Source organism: Bradyrhizobium sp. USDA 376 (genome assembly GCF_054063675.1).
This window is the reverse complement of record NZ_JBSSGN010000001.1, coordinates 699,942-713,437: the sequence shown is the minus strand read 5'-3', so window position 1 is coordinate 713,437 and position 13,496 is coordinate 699,942. Positions and strand designations below refer to the sequence as shown.

Annotated in this window: 14 protein-coding genes; 9 read left to right on the top strand and 5 right to left on the bottom strand. The window is 66.2% G+C overall.

The genetic code is table 11. The features are described from left to right. The first annotated feature begins 97 nt into the window (after positions 1–97). Together ACVJ19_RS03140 and ACVJ19_RS03135 are read left to right on the top strand one after the other, a co-directional pair. The gene (locus ACVJ19_RS03140; RefSeq protein WP_453947978.1) at positions 98–979 is read left to right on the top strand and encodes a 3-hydroxybutyryl-CoA dehydrogenase; all 882 of its coding nucleotides are present in this window, start codon (positions 98–100) and stop codon (positions 977–979) included. 186 nt (positions 980–1,165) lie between these two features. Beyond that, a complete protein-coding gene (locus ACVJ19_RS03135; RefSeq protein ID WP_027562813.1) occupies positions 1,166–1,360 on the top strand; it encodes a putative motility protein in 195 nt (64 codons plus the stop codon). Between the two features lie 3 nt (positions 1,361–1,363). Here ACVJ19_RS03135 and tlpA read toward each other — a convergent pair whose 3' ends face one another. Beyond that, positions 1,364–2,029, bottom strand: coding sequence for a thiol:disulfide interchange protein TlpA (gene tlpA / locus ACVJ19_RS03130; RefSeq protein WP_453947977.1), 666 nt, complete (start codon positions 2,027–2,029; stop codon positions 1,364–1,366). Between the two features lie 101 nt (positions 2,030–2,130). Here tlpA and argH point away from each other — a divergent pair, with 101 nt between their 5' ends. From argH to lysA, 3 genes are all read left to right on the top strand, one after another. Next, positions 2,131–3,528 (top strand): argininosuccinate lyase, encoded by a 1,398-nt coding sequence (argH, locus tag ACVJ19_RS03125; protein WP_453947976.1) that lies wholly within the window; start codon positions 2,131–2,133, stop codon positions 3,526–3,528. A 94-nt stretch (positions 3,529–3,622) separates the two neighbouring features. Beyond that, complete coding sequence (lptM, locus tag ACVJ19_RS03120; protein WP_453947975.1) at positions 3,623–3,916, top strand: LPS translocon maturation chaperone LptM; 294 nt, start codon at positions 3,623–3,625, stop codon at positions 3,914–3,916. A gap of 23 nt (positions 3,917–3,939) precedes the next feature. Further along, positions 3,940–5,205 carry a diaminopimelate decarboxylase gene (gene lysA / locus ACVJ19_RS03115; RefSeq protein ID WP_453947974.1) on the top strand — a complete coding sequence of 422 codons (1,266 nt, stop codon included), beginning with the start codon at positions 3,940–3,942 and terminating at the stop codon, positions 5,203–5,205. A 189-nt stretch (positions 5,206–5,394) separates the two neighbouring features. Here the strand turns inward: lysA and ACVJ19_RS03110 are convergent, their stop codons facing one another. Next, positions 5,395–6,300, bottom strand: coding sequence for an NAD(P)-dependent oxidoreductase (locus ACVJ19_RS03110; RefSeq protein WP_453947973.1), 906 nt, complete (start codon positions 6,298–6,300; stop codon positions 5,395–5,397). 217 nt (positions 6,301–6,517) lie between these two features. Next, on the bottom strand, positions 6,518–6,901 hold the full coding sequence (locus ACVJ19_RS03105; RefSeq protein WP_008567285.1) for a carboxymuconolactone decarboxylase family protein: 384 nt from the start codon (positions 6,899–6,901) through the stop codon (positions 6,518–6,520). A gap of 169 nt (positions 6,902–7,070) precedes the next feature. Between ACVJ19_RS03105 and ACVJ19_RS03100 the strand changes: the two genes are divergently transcribed. Continuing rightward, the gene (locus ACVJ19_RS03100) at positions 7,071–9,002 is read left to right on the top strand and encodes a TIGR02302 family protein (RefSeq protein ID WP_456739351.1); all 1,932 of its coding nucleotides are present in this window, start codon (positions 7,071–7,073) and stop codon (positions 9,000–9,002) included. Continuing rightward, complete coding sequence (locus tag ACVJ19_RS03095) at positions 8,990–10,141, top strand: DUF4175 family protein (protein WP_453947971.1); 1,152 nt, start codon at positions 8,990–8,992, stop codon at positions 10,139–10,141. Before ACVJ19_RS03100 ends, ACVJ19_RS03095 begins: the two co-directional genes overlap by 13 nt. A 219-nt stretch (positions 10,142–10,360) precedes the next feature. On the opposite strand, the gene ACVJ19_RS03090 is transcribed toward ACVJ19_RS03095, so the two are convergent. Further along, positions 10,361–10,735 (bottom strand): response regulator, encoded by a 375-nt coding sequence (locus tag ACVJ19_RS03090; protein WP_025033579.1) that lies wholly within the window; start codon positions 10,733–10,735, stop codon positions 10,361–10,363. 35 nt (positions 10,736–10,770) lie between these two features. Then, entirely contained in the window at positions 10,771–11,649 is an 879-nt protein-coding gene (locus ACVJ19_RS03085; protein ID WP_453947970.1) for an MJ0042-type zinc finger domain-containing protein, read from the bottom strand. 170 nt (positions 11,650–11,819) lie between these two features. Here ACVJ19_RS03085 and ftsE point away from each other — a divergent pair, with 170 nt between their 5' ends. Both ftsE and ACVJ19_RS03075 read left to right on the top strand, forming a co-directional pair. Continuing rightward, positions 11,820–12,479 (top strand): cell division ATP-binding protein FtsE, encoded by a 660-nt coding sequence (gene ftsE, locus ACVJ19_RS03080; RefSeq protein ID WP_018646542.1) that lies wholly within the window; start codon positions 11,820–11,822, stop codon positions 12,477–12,479. After that, on the top strand, positions 12,472–13,440 hold the full coding sequence (locus tag ACVJ19_RS03075) for a cell division protein FtsX (protein WP_453947969.1): 969 nt from the start codon (positions 12,472–12,474) through the stop codon (positions 13,438–13,440). The genes ftsE and ACVJ19_RS03075 overlap by 8 nt, the downstream gene beginning before the upstream one ends. Positions 13,441–13,496: the final 56 nt, after the last annotated feature.

Genomic DNA, 13,496 nt, shown 5'->3' with positions numbered 1-13,496 from the left:
AATCTAGGTTTCGAGCCCGGGTTCTGATTAAATCGGACCTCCTGGCTCAAGGGGATAGGCAGGGCGCGCGTCGCGCGCCGTTCCGGTGGATGACATTATGGCGGCAGTGATCAAGAAGGTCGGCGTGATCGGCGCGGGTCAGATGGGCAATGGCATCGCGCATGTTGCGGCGCTGGCCGGCTTCGACGTGGTGCTCAACGACGTTTCGGCCGACCGCCTCAAGTCGGGCATGGCCACCATCAACGGCAATCTGGCCCGCCAGGTCTCCAAGAAGGTCGTCACCGAGGAGGCCAAGACCCAGGCGCTGTCGCGCATCGTGGCCGCCGAGAAGCTCGACGACCTCGCCGACTGCGATCTCGTGATCGAGACCGCGGTCGAGAAGGAAGAGGTCAAGCGCAAGATCTTCCACGAGCTCTGCGCTATCTTGAAGCCGGAGGCGATCGTCGCCTCCGATACGTCCTCGATCTCGATCACCCGCCTTGCCGCGGCCACCGACCGGCCCGAGCGCTTCATCGGTATCCACTTCATGAATCCGGTGCCGCTGATGGAGCTGGTCGAGCTGATCCGCGGCATCGCCACGGATGATGCGACCTTCGAGGCGGCCAAGGAATTCGTCGCCAAGCTCGGCAAGCAGGTCGCGGTGTCCGAGGACTTCCCGGCCTTCATCGTCAACCGCATTTTGCTGCCGATGATCAACGAGGCGATCTACACGCTGTACGAAGGCGTCGGCAATGTCGAGGCGATCGACGCGGCGATGAAGTTAGGGGCGCACCATCCGATGGGCCCGCTCGAGCTCGCCGATTTCATCGGCCTCGATACCTGCCTGTCGATCATGCAGGTCCTGCACGAGGGCCTCGCCGACTCCAAGTACCGCCCGTGCCCGCTGCTGGTGAAATACGTCGAGGCCGGCTGGCTCGGTCGCAAGACCCAGCGCGGCTTCTACGACTACCGCGGCGCCAAGCCGGTTCCGACGCGCTGACCCATTGCCCGGTGCCGTAGGTGCCGTAGGGTGGGCAAAGCGAAGCGTGCCCACCGCTTCAATCCAATTTGCGGACAGATGGTGGGCACGGCGCAAGTGCGCCTTTGCCCACCCTACGGCACTGTGACAATTCATGTCCCATTAACCCCTCGCGTCTAGGTTACAGCCGGTACGAGGGTTCGCGTAATGGACATGATGGCGATGGTCAGCACCATGCTGGCCGCTCAGCAAGGCGCGCTGCAGTCGAATATTGCGGCGACGCTGACCAAGCAGAACATGGATATGGAGAAATCCACCGTCCTGACCCTGCTCGGTGCCGGTCAGCCTTCGCTCGCCAATGTCGGCCCCGGCGTCGGCGGCAATCTCAACGTGACCGCCTAACCCTCAAAGCGACGCGGCGGCCTTGCCTGTCGCCGCCCGGAGCAGCTTGAGCGCATCCTCGCTCGCCCATTCCGCCGGCCCGGCGATCGTCGCGATCTCGCAGCCATGCGGGTCGACCAGCACCGAGGTCGGCATGCCCAGCGCCCGGCCTATCGCCTTAAGATCCTGGAAAACCTTGGCTTTCTGGTCGTTGAAGTAGCCGAGCCGGGTCAGGTTAGCCTCTTTCAGGAAGGTTTTCGGCTTCTCCGGGTCGCGGGTGTCGATGTTGATCGCCACCACCTCGAAATTCGGGCCCGACAGCTTGCCTTGGAGCTCGTCCAGCGCCGGCATTTCCTTCCGGCACGGCACGCACCAGGTGGCCCAGAGGTTCACCAGCAGCGTCTTGCCGCGGAAATCGGACAGCTTCTTCGGCTTGCCGTCGGCATCCTCGAAGGCGAGGTCGGGCAGCTTCAACGGCGCGCTTGCCATGGTCAGGGCGGCCACCTCGCCATGGGCGAGCGGGGCTATTTTCTGCGCCGTTGCGACGGCCGGCTTGCAGGTCGGATCGCCTGAGGGCGCCCGGCTCAGGCCCAGCCCGTACAGCGCGGCGAAGCCGGCCAGCCCGCCGATCGCCACGGTGGCGACGACGAGGGGGATCCGGCGCGTGGCGGAGGGCTTCTGGTCGAGCATATCGTTTGTCATCCGGTCGCAGATATGGCTATCAGGGGCCTCTTAATACGGCTGGCCTCGGCCAGCAAACGTGCGGCAAAGCAAGGCGTGAGCAGGGGATCATGAGCAACAAGATGTGGGGCGGCCGGTTCTCGGAACGTCCCGATGAGATCATGGAAGAGATCAACGTCTCCATCGACGTCGATCGTCACCTCTTTGCCCAGGACATTGCCGCGTCCAAGGCCCACGCCGCGATGCTCGCCGCGAAGGGCATCATCACGGCCTCTGATGCGAAAAATATCGGCAAGGGTCTAGACACGATTTTGTCAGAGATCGGCAAGGGCGGCTTCGAATTCAAGCGCGCGCTCGAGGACATCCATATGAATGTCGAGAGCCGCCTGTCGGAGCTGATCGGCCCCGCGGCCGGCCGCCTGCACACCGCGCGCTCGCGCAACGACCAGGTCGCGACCGACTTCCGTCTCTATGTCCGCGACGTGCTCGACGAGACCGACGCTGCGCTCGCCGCGTTCCAGCAGGCGCTGGTCGAGCGTGCGCTGGAGCATGCCGGGACGGTGATGCCCGGCTTCACCCATTTGCAGACCGCGCAGCCCGTCACCTTCGGCCATCATCTGCTCGCCTATGTCGAGATGGCCGCGCGCGACCGCGGCCGCTTCCAGGACGCACGCAAGCGACTCAACGAGTCGCCGCTCGGCGCCGCCGCGCTCGCCGGCACCTCGTTCCCGATCGACCGCCATGCCACCGCGAAGGCGCTCGGCTTCGACCGCCCGATGGCGAACTCGCTCGACGCCGTCTCCGACCGTGACTTCGTGCTGGAGACGCTCTCGGCCGCCTCGATCTGCGCCGTGCACATGTCGCGCTTCGCCGAGGAGATCGTGATCTGGACCTCGCCACTGGTGGGCCTGATCCGTCTCAGCGACAAGTTCACCACTGGCTCCTCGATCATGCCGCAGAAGCGCAATCCGGATGCCGCCGAGCTCGTGCGCGCCAAGACCGGGCGGGTCATCGGTGCGCTCAACGGCCTCCTGATCGTGATGAAGGGCCTGCCGCTCGCCTATCAAAAGGACATGCAGGAGGACAAGCAGGGCGCCATGGAGGGCTTTGCCGCGCTGTCGCTGGCGATCCGCGCCATGACCGGCATGGTTCAAGACCTCGTGCCCGATGAAGCGAAGATGAAGGCGGCCGCCGGCGAGGGCTATGCCACGGCGACCGATCTCGCCGATTGGCTGGTGCGGACCCTGAAAATGCCGTTCCGCGACGCCCACCACGTCACCGGCCGCATCGTGGCCAAGGCCGCCGAGGGAAGCGTGGCGCTGCACGAGCTGCCGCTGAAGGAGATGCAGGCGATCGAGCCCAAGATCACCAAGGACGTGCTCGGCGTGCTCTCGGTCGAATCGTCGGTGAAGAGCCGCACCAGCTTCGGCGGCACCGCGCCGAAGAACGTGGCCTCTCAGGCCAAGGCCTGGGCGAAGCGGCTGGAAAAAGAGCGGAAATTGGGCTGAGGGGCAAAATTTCGCTTATGTTTCATGGTCATCCGGCTCTCGCCAGAGCGCGCCAATCTCTGTATGGTGCGGCCCGCGTAGTGGGGATTTCGTCGTGACGTCAAAGTTTCGCCCGGCCGGCTCGGGGTGGGCCATCATTGTCTTGAGCCTGACGGCGCTCGCGCTTGCCGGCTGCGGCCGCAAAGGTCCGCTCGACCTGCCGCCGACCGCGTCCGGCGCGTCCACGGCCAACGTCGCAGCTCCAACCGAGACCGAGACGGCAGCCCAGAAGACGCCGAGCCTGTTCAACCCCACCTCCGGCGCAGACTCCGCGCCGGCGGCGGCCAAGGGCAGCAAGAAACCGTTTATCCTCGACCCGCTCCTGGACGAACCTCCCGGCAAGAAATAAGCCGGGACAACTGAGCCAACGCCATGAACCATTTCGACTATCGCAACGGCGTGCTGCACGCCGAGGCGGTGAACCTGTCCGAGCTGGCCGCAACGGTCGGCACGCCGTTCTATTGCTATTCGACCGCGACCCTGGAGCGGCATTACCGCGTCTTCACCGAGGCTTTCGCCGGCGAGAAGGTGCTGGTCTGCTACGCCATGAAGGCGAACTCCAACCAGTCCGTGCTGCGCACGCTGGCCAAGCTGGGCGCCGGCGCTGACGTGGTCTCGGGCGGCGAGTTGAAGCGCGCGCTGGCCGCCGGCATTCCCGCCAGCAAGATCGTCTTCTCCGGCGTCGGCAAGACGGAAGACGAGCTGCGTGCGGCACTCGCCGCCGACATCCTCTGTCTCAACGTCGAATCCGAGCCCGAGCTCGAACTGCTCTCGCGCCTTGCAACCGAAATGGGCAAGACCGCGCGGATCTCGCTGCGCGTCAATCCCGACGTCGATGCCGGCACGCATGCCAAGATCTCCACCGGCAAGTCCGAGAACAAGTTCGGCATCCCGATCGTGCATGCCCGCGAGGTCTATGCGCGCGCTGCAAAGCTGCCTGGTATCGAAGTGACCGGCACCGACGTGCATATCGGCAGCCAGATCACCGATCTCTCCGGCATGGAGACCGCGTTCCGCATCCTCTCCGAATTCGTGCAGACGCTGCGTAGCGACGGCCACGACATCAGCCACGTCGATTTCGGCGGCGGCCTCGGCATTCCCTACTACATGGACCGCGAGGCACCGCCGGCGCCCGCCGCCTACGCCGCCATGGTCAAACGCGTCAGCCACAATCTCGGCTGCACGCTGATGTTCGAGCCGGGCCGCATGATCGTCGGCAATGCCGGCATCCTGGTCGCCAAGGTGATCTATGTGAAGCACGGCGACGGCAAGAATTTCGTCATCATCGACGCCGCGATGAACGATCTGATCCGCCCCACGCTTTATGAAGCCCATCACGACATCCTGCCGGTGACGCAGCCGGCGAAGGATGTGGCCACGATCACGGCCGACGTCGTCGGTCCGGTCTGCGAGACCGGCGACTATCTCGCGCTCGACCGCACGCTGCCGACGCCGAAGGCGGGCGATCTCCTCGCCATCATGACCGCCGGCGCTTATGGCGCCGTGCAGGCCGGCACCTACAACACACGCCCGCTGGTGCCCGAGGTGCTGGTAAAGGGCGACCAGTACGCCGTGGTGCGCCCGCGCATCGAGGTCGAGCAACTGATCGCGATGGATACGCCCGCGCCGTGGCTGTGAGTGAGGTGAGGGGCGGCGCAAGCACGCCTCATACGCGGTGTCGTCCCGGCGAAGGCCGGGACCCATAACTCCGCAGCAGAAGTCGTAGTGCGAAGTGGTCATGACCAGCCTTCGCCAAATCCAATTCGGTGGTTATGGGTCCCGGCCCCCCGTGCGCAATTGCGCACTAGGCCGGGACGACAACGGAAACTACTTCCCCGCCAATCCACCTTTCCCCCCGACCACCACCCCCGCCTTCTTCTCGATCGGCTTGATCGCCGCGGTGAAATCCGACTCCGCGCCTTCCGCGCTGATCACCGTCTCCCACAGCCGCCCGACCGCATCGGCGACCTCCATCGACAGGCCGAGCTGCTTCATCTCCTCCAGCGCCAGCCGCACGTCCTTGACCATCAGCCCCGTGGCGAAGCCAAAGTCGAAGGTGCGCGGCAGCACCGAGCGCGGAAACTTGTCGCGGCTTGCGGTGTTCATGCCCGAGCCGGCATTGATGACGTCGATCATCACGGCGGGATCGAGCCCGGCCTTTACGCCCATCACGACGGCTTCCGACGTCGCCACGATGGCAGTGGCCGACAGGAAATTGTTGGCGAGCTTCATGGTCTGTGCCGCGCCGGGCTTCTCGCCGATGAAGAACACCTTTCCGATCACGTCGAGCGCCGGCTTCAAGAGCTCGAACTCCGCCTTCGGCCCCGACACCATCACCGCCAGCGTGCCTTTCTCGGCACCGCCGACTCCACCGGAGACGGGAGAATCGATCTGCACGATGTCGCGCTTTGCCAGGAGGCCGTGAATCTTCGCGGCCATCGCCGAGCCGACGGTGGAGAGATCGATGAAGCGCTTGACGCGGCTCCCCTCGATCACACCGTTCGCGCCCGTGGCAACCTCAAGCGAAGCCTGCAGCGAGGGCAGGCTCGCCATCACGGTCTCGACCTGGTCGGCGACGTCCTTCGGCGATGACGCAGCAGTAGCGCCGCGCGCCACCAGCCTGTCCGTGACCTCCTCGCGCATGTCGAACACGACGAGCTTGTGTCCCGCCTCGATCAGCCGCCGCGCCATCGGGAAACCCATGTTTCCGAGCCCGATGAATCCGATGTCCATGGTGTTTCCTTGTGCTTGTTATTTGTTGTTTGTTGATATGCGTGCGCCCAATTTCGGTGTCGTCCTGGCGAAGGCCAGGACCCATTACCCCAGAGAGGAGTGGGGCGCGAAAGCGGTCACTCCGAGTCCTCGCAACCACATCCGCTGGTGGTTATGGGTCCTGGCCTGCGCCAGGACGACGATGAGGAGGGACTTCGCGCCCCTCACCACACGACCCTCACGCCTTCCCATCGATCTCCGCGAACACCTCGCGCGCGATGCGAAAGCTGTCGACGGCGGCGGGCATGCCGCCGTAGATCGCGACCTGCATCAGGATCTCGCGGATCTCGTCGCGGGTGACGCCGTTGGTGAGTGCGCCCTTGAGATGCGCGCGAAACTCGTGCTGGCGGTTGAGGATCGCGATCATCGCGATGTTGAGCATGCTCCGGGTCTTGCGCGGCAGCTCCTCGCGGCCCCACACCGTGCCCCAGCAATACTCGTTGAGCATCTCCTGGAACGGACGGTTGAAATCGTCGACGTTCTTCAGGGCGTTGTTGACATAGGCTTCTCCGAGTACCGCTTTGCGGACCTCGAGGCCCTTGTCGTGCATCTTCTTGTCCATGGCGTTTCCTTCGTTTCCCTTGAGGTGGCGGCGCGGAAATTACGGGGTTGCGGCGGGCCAGTCACGTCCTCGTGTTATGCGGGAAAAGGGGTGTCTCCCGTACAGGAACGGATGCCTCAGTGCTGCCGTTGTGGTACGCTTCACTCTACCGGGCAACCTGGAGAGCTGATTGAACGGCGTCACCCCCGACCCGTCAGACCCGATCCGCGATGGCGACGCTCTGTCGCGGCTGAAGCTGGCGCAGGCCCTCGACCGGGCCATCTATGCCATCGCGTGGGAGCGTGCCTGGCCAAATCTCGCGCGACTGCTGACCGTCATCGGCCTGTTCCTGGTGGTGTCCTGGGCCGGTCTCTGGCTGGCGCTGCCGTTCCTGGCCCGTGCCCTCGGTCTCGTCATTTTTGCCGGCATTGCGATCGCCGCGCTGTTCCCCCTGCTTCGGTTCCGCTGGCCGAGCCGCGAGGAAGCGCTGGGCCGGCTCGACCGCGGCTCCGGCATCCGTCACCGCCCGGCGACCACGCTCACCGATACCCTGACCTCGCAGGACCCGATCGCGAAGGCGCTGTGGCAGGCGCAGCGTGAGCGCACGCTGGCGTCGCTCAAGCGCATCCGGGCCGGTCTGCCGCGCCCGCGGCTCGCTCTGCACGATCCCTGGGCGCTGCGGGCGCTGGTGATGGTGATGCTGGTTGCGACCTTCTTCGCCGCCGGCGATGAACGCGCGATGCGGCTCGGGGCCGCCTTCGACTGGAACGGCGTGCTGGCACCGACCAACGTTCGCGTCGATGCCTGGGTCACGCCGCCGCTCTACACCGGCAAGCCGCCGGTGATCCTGTCGGCGGCCAACAAAGAGGCCGCAGCGCTGCCGGCGAGCGGTCCGCTCGCCGTGCCCGCCGGCTCGACCCTGATCGTGCGCTCCTCCGGCGGCAACCTCGATGTCGTCGTCTCCGGCGGCCTGAAGGAGGTCGCCCCCACTGAAGCCACGCCCAAGGGCACCAACGAGAAGCATTTCGCCATCACCGGCGACGGCACCGCGCATGTCCGTGCGCCCTCCGGCCAGCCGCAATGGGCGTTTGCGGCGACGCCCGATCGCGCGCCGACGATCTCGCTCGCCAAGGATCCCGAGCGCCAGGCGCGCGGCGGACTCCAGCTCTCCTACAAGATCGAGGACGATTACGGCGTCACCGGCGCCGAGGCGCAAATCGGCCTGCGCGCCGTCGATGCCAAGGATTCCGGCAAGGGCGACACCAAGGCCGCCGCGCGGCCGCTGTTCCAGCCGCCGCAATTCCCGCTGGTGCTGCCGAACGTGCGCACCCGCAACGGCGTCGGCCAGACCGTGAAGGACCTCAGCGAGGATCCCTATGCCGGCGCCGACGTCACGCTGACGCTCACCGCCAAGGACGAGGCCGGCAACGAGGCGAGGAGCGAGCCGTTCAACATGCGCCTGCCCGAGCGCCTGTTCACCAACTCGCTGGCGCGCGCGCTGATCGAGCAGCGCCGCATCCTCGCGCTCGACGCCAACAAGAATTCCGACGTCTACGTCGCGCTCGACGCGCTGATGATCGCGCCTGAATTGTTCACGCCGGATGCCGGCTGCTATCTCGGCCTGCGCAGCCTCGCTGCCCAGCTCGAGGCCGCCCGCACCGACGATGCGCTGCGCGACGTGGTGGCGAGCATGTGGGCTTTCGCGGTCACCATCGAGGATGACGGTGTCGCCGGAAGCGTCAACGCCGCGCTGCGCTCGGCGCAGGACGCGCTGAAGCGGGCGCTGGAACGCGGCGCCAGCGAGGATGAGATCAAGGTGCTGACGCAAAAGCTCCGCGAGGCCATGGCCGGCAAGGTGCGCGATCTCGCCCGCCGCGCCGAGCAGAATCCGCTTGGGCCCCGGCAGCCGTTCCCCGCGGAGGTTCAGCTCATCCTCGACAAGGCCATCGAGCTGCGACAGAAGACCCAGCATGCGACGGCGGAGCAGCTCGAGGAGCTGGCGCAGCAGCAGGACGCACTTCGCCAGCAGCTTCAGGCCTATCGGAAGTCGGCGAGCAACCGGGGGAAGGCGGGCAACGACGGGGCCAACCAGTTTACGCGGGACCGGAAATGCGGAAGCTAGCGCGCGTGCCAGTCTTCAAGGCGATCTCGATCGCCTGCTTCGCCTTGCTGTTGGGCGGCGTCTCGCCGGCCGCTGCCCAGCTGAATCAGGATCCCGACGCGCTGCTCGACAGCGCCGAAAAGGCGATGCAGGATTCCGGCGACAGCCTCAGGCAGAAGGAATCGGGCAAGAGCCTGAGCAATCAATCCGATGCCATCCAGAAGCTCGAGGAATACAAGCGCGCGACGGAACGGAGCCAGTCCTCCAGCCGTGATCGCAACGTCATCACGCAGCGCGATCTCGACGAACTGCTGAAGCAGATCGAGAAGGCGGCGCGCGAGGGCAATCGCGAGGCGGCCCAGCGCATGCTCGAGCAGCTCGCGCAGATCATGGAAAATCTCCAGATGGCGCAGCCGGGGCAATCCGGCGACAGCGACATGGAGCAGGCGCTGAACGAGCTCAGCGACATGATCCGCAAGCAGCAGCAATTGCGCGACAAGACGTTCAAGCAGGGCCAGGACTCCCGGCGTGACCGCTCCCGCGGCAAGCAGGGCGACCAGTCGATGTCGGACCTCCAGCAGGACCAGCAGGCGCTGCGCGACCGCCTGAAGAAGCTGCAGGACGAACTCGCCAAGCGCGGCCTGGCGCAGAAGGGTCAAAAGGGCCAGAAAGGTCAGCCGGGGCAGAAGGGCCAGCAGGGCGATCCGGGACAGTCCGGCCAGGATGGCGATCAGGACGGCGACCAGGGTGACGATGACGGCAGCCTGGATGCCGCCGACGGCGCCATGGGCGATGCCGGCTCGAAGCTCGGCGAGGGCAATGCGGATGGTGCCGTGGACTCGCAGGGCAAGGCGCTCGATGCCCTGCGCAAGGGCGCGCAGAAGATGGCCGAGGCGATGCAGCAGGGCGACGGCGACGGGCAGGGCGACGGCCCCGGCAACCGGGCCGGCCGCCAGCAGAGCGGCGGCAATCAGACCGATCCGCTCGGCCGTCCGCTTCACGGCCGTGAGTTCGGCGACGATTACACGGTCAAGATTCCCGGCGAGATCGACGCCCAGCGCGTCCGCCGCATCCTCGAAGAGCTCCGCCGCCGCCTAGGGGATCCCTCGCGCCCGCAGATCGAGCTCGACTACATCGAGCGACTGCTGAAGGATTTTTAGCGGGCGATAGCCTCGATGCCTCCCCGATGTCGTCCTGGCGAAAGCCAGGACCCATTACCCCAGGGAGGCGTTTGGCGAAGACTGGTTGCCCGGTACGACTTCCATTTCCGACAGATAAATCACGCGGTATGGGTCCTGGCTTTCGCCAGGACGACACCGAATGTGTAGCGGTGGCGTCGCGTCATAGAGGTATAGCCGACGCAACTGCAGCGCCGCCGGCTACCCCTTCTTCGCCGCCAGCGCGTCGGCCACGGCGGTGCGGATATCCGCCACCGAGAACGGTTTTGTCACGACATCGTGCACCAGCGCGTTCAAATTCGAGGCGCGCTCGCGCTGGTCGGCAAAGCCCGTCATCAGCAAGATGGTCAGGTCGGGGAAGTCGCGCGCGGCGGACAGCGCCAGCGCGATGCCGTCCATCACGGGCATCTGGATGTCGGTGAGCAAGAGATCGAACGCACCGTCCTCGCGGGTCAGGATCTCCAGCGCCTCGGCGCCGTCCTGTGCGGTCACGGTCTCGTGGCCGTCCATGGCGATCGCGCGCGCCACCAGCGTGCGCATCGAATCCTCGTCGTCGGCGATCAGGATTTTCGGCATGAGACCAACCTTGGGACCAACCTCCCGTGTGACGACTATACGCTGCCGCCGGCGATGTCGCGCCGGTTGAAGAAGCGAACGTCGATATTGCGGCCCTCCGGCGGCGGCGAGGCCAGGCGCGAGCGGAAGAAGGCGCGCTCGCCGGGCTGCAGCACGGTCTGTTCCAGCACGGTATTCCAGGCGTAGATTTCCGCGCCCTGCGCATCGCGCACGGCAAAGCGCAGCCGCGGGATATCGAGCGGCTTCTTGCCCTGGCCGACGATCACGCCCTCGATCACCAGCACCTGCTTACCGTCAACGGTCTCGCTGGAGAGCTTGACGTCCTTGAAGGCCAGCCCGCGCAAATTCACCTCGAGCCCGACCATCTTGTAGAAGGCCGCCGTCTGCGGCAGCAGGCGCACCACGTCGCCGCGCCACATGATCAGGGCCAACACCAGCGCGGCCATGGCGGCGCAGGCGGTCGGCAGGCCGAAATAGGATTTTCGCGGCGCCACAGCGGGGGCCGCACGCTTCACCCGCGCTCCGCGGCGGCTGAACAGGCCGCGGAACCAGGATTGGTGCTGGGCGCCGACGGCGTCTTCCTCGGCGGCCCGGGCTGCCGCTGACCACTCGTCCTCGATCTCCCGGGCGTCCTCGGCTGGCCAGTCGCTGGCGATCGAGGGGCTCTCGATCACCGGCGCATCGGTGGCGCCATCGTCCTTGGCATAGGAGTTCCACTGCTCGGCAAGGTCGGACTGGTCGTCGGCCCGGCTGGCCGCGGCCATGGCCGGGACGGACGCCTCCTCGATGGCATCCTCGGCATAGGCGACCCAGGTCTCCTTGCAGCGGGAGCAGCGGACCGTCCGTCCGTTCGCCCCCAGGCTCGCGGGCTTGATGGCGTAGGATGTCGTACAATGGGGGCAGACGATATGCATGGACGAGCCTTGATGCATGGACTGGTCTTGATGAGCCGGAGAGCCGGTTGCCCTGGATGCTACAAGGCGACCGTTAACGAACCGGAAACCATAACGGTCGCAAAAACCGTTGATCGCGCATGGCGGAGCGTCGCGGCGCTTCTGTCGCCCCCTCTCGAACGGAGCTGAGCTTGGTTCGGTTCGAAAATGTCGGATTGCGTTACGGCCTGGGGCCGGAGATCCTGCGCGACCTCAGCTTCCAGATCCCCGCGCATTCCTTCCAGTTTCTCACCGGCCCGTCGGGTGCCGGCAAGACCTCGCTGCTGCGCCTGTTGTTCCTGTCGCACCGGCCGACGCGCGGCCTCGTCAATCTGTTCGGCCACGACATCTCGCAGCTCGGCAAGGACGAGATCGCGGACTTGCGCAAGCGCATCGGCATCGTGCTCCAGGACTTCCGCCTGCTCGACCACATGACGACCTACGAGAATGTCGCGCTGCCGTTCCGCGTCATGGGCCGCAGCGAGTCGAGCTATCGCAAGGAGGTCATCGACCTCCTGCGCTGGGTCGGCCTCGGCGATCGCATGGACGCGCTGCCGCCGATCCTGTCGGGCGGCGAGAAGCAGCGCGCCGCGATCGCGCGCGCGGTGATCTCGCGGCCGCAGCTTTTGCTCGCGGACGAGCCGACCGGCAGCGTCGATCCGACGCTCGGCCGCCGCCTGCTGCGGCTTTTCATCGAGCTCAACAAATCCGGCACCGCCGTCATCATCGCGACCCACGACATCGGCCTGATGGACCAGTACGAGGCGCGGCGGCTGGTGCTGCATCAGGGACGGCTGCACGTTTATGAATAGGACCGACGAGCGCGGCGTGCTGGTCGATCTCGGACAGGAGCGTCCGCAGCTTCCGGCCAAGGCGCGCAACATGTCGCCGATCGTGCCGCGCGCCTCGATCCACGGCCGCGCGCTGGTCGCGGTCGTCGCCATCATGACCTTCCTGGCGTCGATGACCACGGGCACGGTGCTGCTGGTCAGCGCCTCCGCCGCGGAGTGGCAGTCGGACGTCGCAAGCGAGATCACCATCCAGGTCCGTCCGCAAGCGGGGCGCGATCTCGACCGCGACACCGCGGCCGTGACCGAGGCGATGCGCGCGCAGGCCGGCATCGTCGAGGTCAAGCCGTTCAGCAAGGACGAGAGCAGCAAGCTGCTCGAGCCCTGGCTCGGCACCGGGCTGTCGATGGACGATCTGCCGGTGCCGCGCATGATCATCGCGCGCGTGCAGCCGGGCACGCCGCTCGATCTCGGCGCCTTGCGCGCCCGGGTGACGCAAGTGGCGCCAAGCGCCAGCGTCGACGATCACCGCGCCTGGATCGAGCGCATGCGCTCGATGACCAATGCCACCGTGCTCGCCGGCCTCGGCATCCTCGCGCTCGTCATTATCGCGACCATCATCTCGGTGTCGTTCGCGACCCGCGGCGCCATGGCGGCGAACCGCCCGATCGTCGAGGTGCTGCATTTCGTCGGTGCCGGCGACCGCTACATCGCCAATCGTTTCCTGCGCCATTTCCTCAGGCTCGGCCTCGAAGGCGGCGTGATCGGCGGCGGTGCCGCCATGCTGGTGTTCGGCTTCTCCGAGTCGGTCGCCGGCTGGTTCTCGGGGACACCGGTCGGAGATCAGTTCGCCGCGCTGCTCGGCACCTTCTCGCTGCGGCCGTCCGGCTATGTCGTGCTCGCCGTGCAGGCGGTCCTGATCGGTGCCATTACAGCTGTAGCTTCGCGGCAGACGCTGTTCGCGACATTGAATGACGTTGATTAGGTCCGATAAAGCGGACTCCACTTCGCCTCAAAACGTCCTAAAATCATCCAGGGAAG

Bases quoted from the DNA above. Each gene is read 5' to 3' on its own strand.
- ACVJ19_RS03140 (WP_453947978.1), top strand. From the start codon at position 98: ATGGCGGCAGTGATCAAGAAGGTCGGCGTGATCGGCGCGGGTCAGATG.
- ACVJ19_RS03135 (WP_027562813.1), top strand. From the start codon at position 1,166: ATGGACATGATGGCGATGGTCAGCACCATGCTGGCCGCTCAGCAAGGC.
- tlpA (WP_453947977.1), bottom strand. From the start codon at position 2,029: ATGCTCGACCAGAAGCCCTCCGCCACGCGCCGGATCCCCCTCGTCGTC.
- argH (WP_453947976.1), top strand. From the start codon at position 2,131: ATGAGCAACAAGATGTGGGGCGGCCGGTTCTCGGAACGTCCCGATGAG.
- lysA (WP_453947974.1), top strand. From the start codon at position 3,940: ATGAACCATTTCGACTATCGCAACGGCGTGCTGCACGCCGAGGCGGTG.
- ACVJ19_RS03110 (WP_453947973.1), bottom strand. From the start codon at position 6,300: ATGGACATCGGATTCATCGGGCTCGGAAACATGGGTTTCCCGATGGCG.
- ACVJ19_RS03105 (WP_008567285.1), bottom strand. From the start codon at position 6,901: ATGGACAAGAAGATGCACGACAAGGGCCTCGAGGTCCGCAAAGCGGTA.
- ACVJ19_RS03095 (WP_453947971.1), top strand. From the start codon at position 8,990: ATGCGGAAGCTAGCGCGCGTGCCAGTCTTCAAGGCGATCTCGATCGCC.
- ACVJ19_RS03090 (WP_025033579.1), bottom strand. From the start codon at position 10,735: ATGCCGAAAATCCTGATCGCCGACGACGAGGATTCGATGCGCACGCTG.
- ACVJ19_RS03085 (WP_453947970.1), bottom strand. From the start codon at position 11,649: ATGCATATCGTCTGCCCCCATTGTACGACATCCTACGCCATCAAGCCC.
- ACVJ19_RS03075 (WP_453947969.1), top strand. From the start codon at position 12,472: ATGAATAGGACCGACGAGCGCGGCGTGCTGGTCGATCTCGGACAGGAG.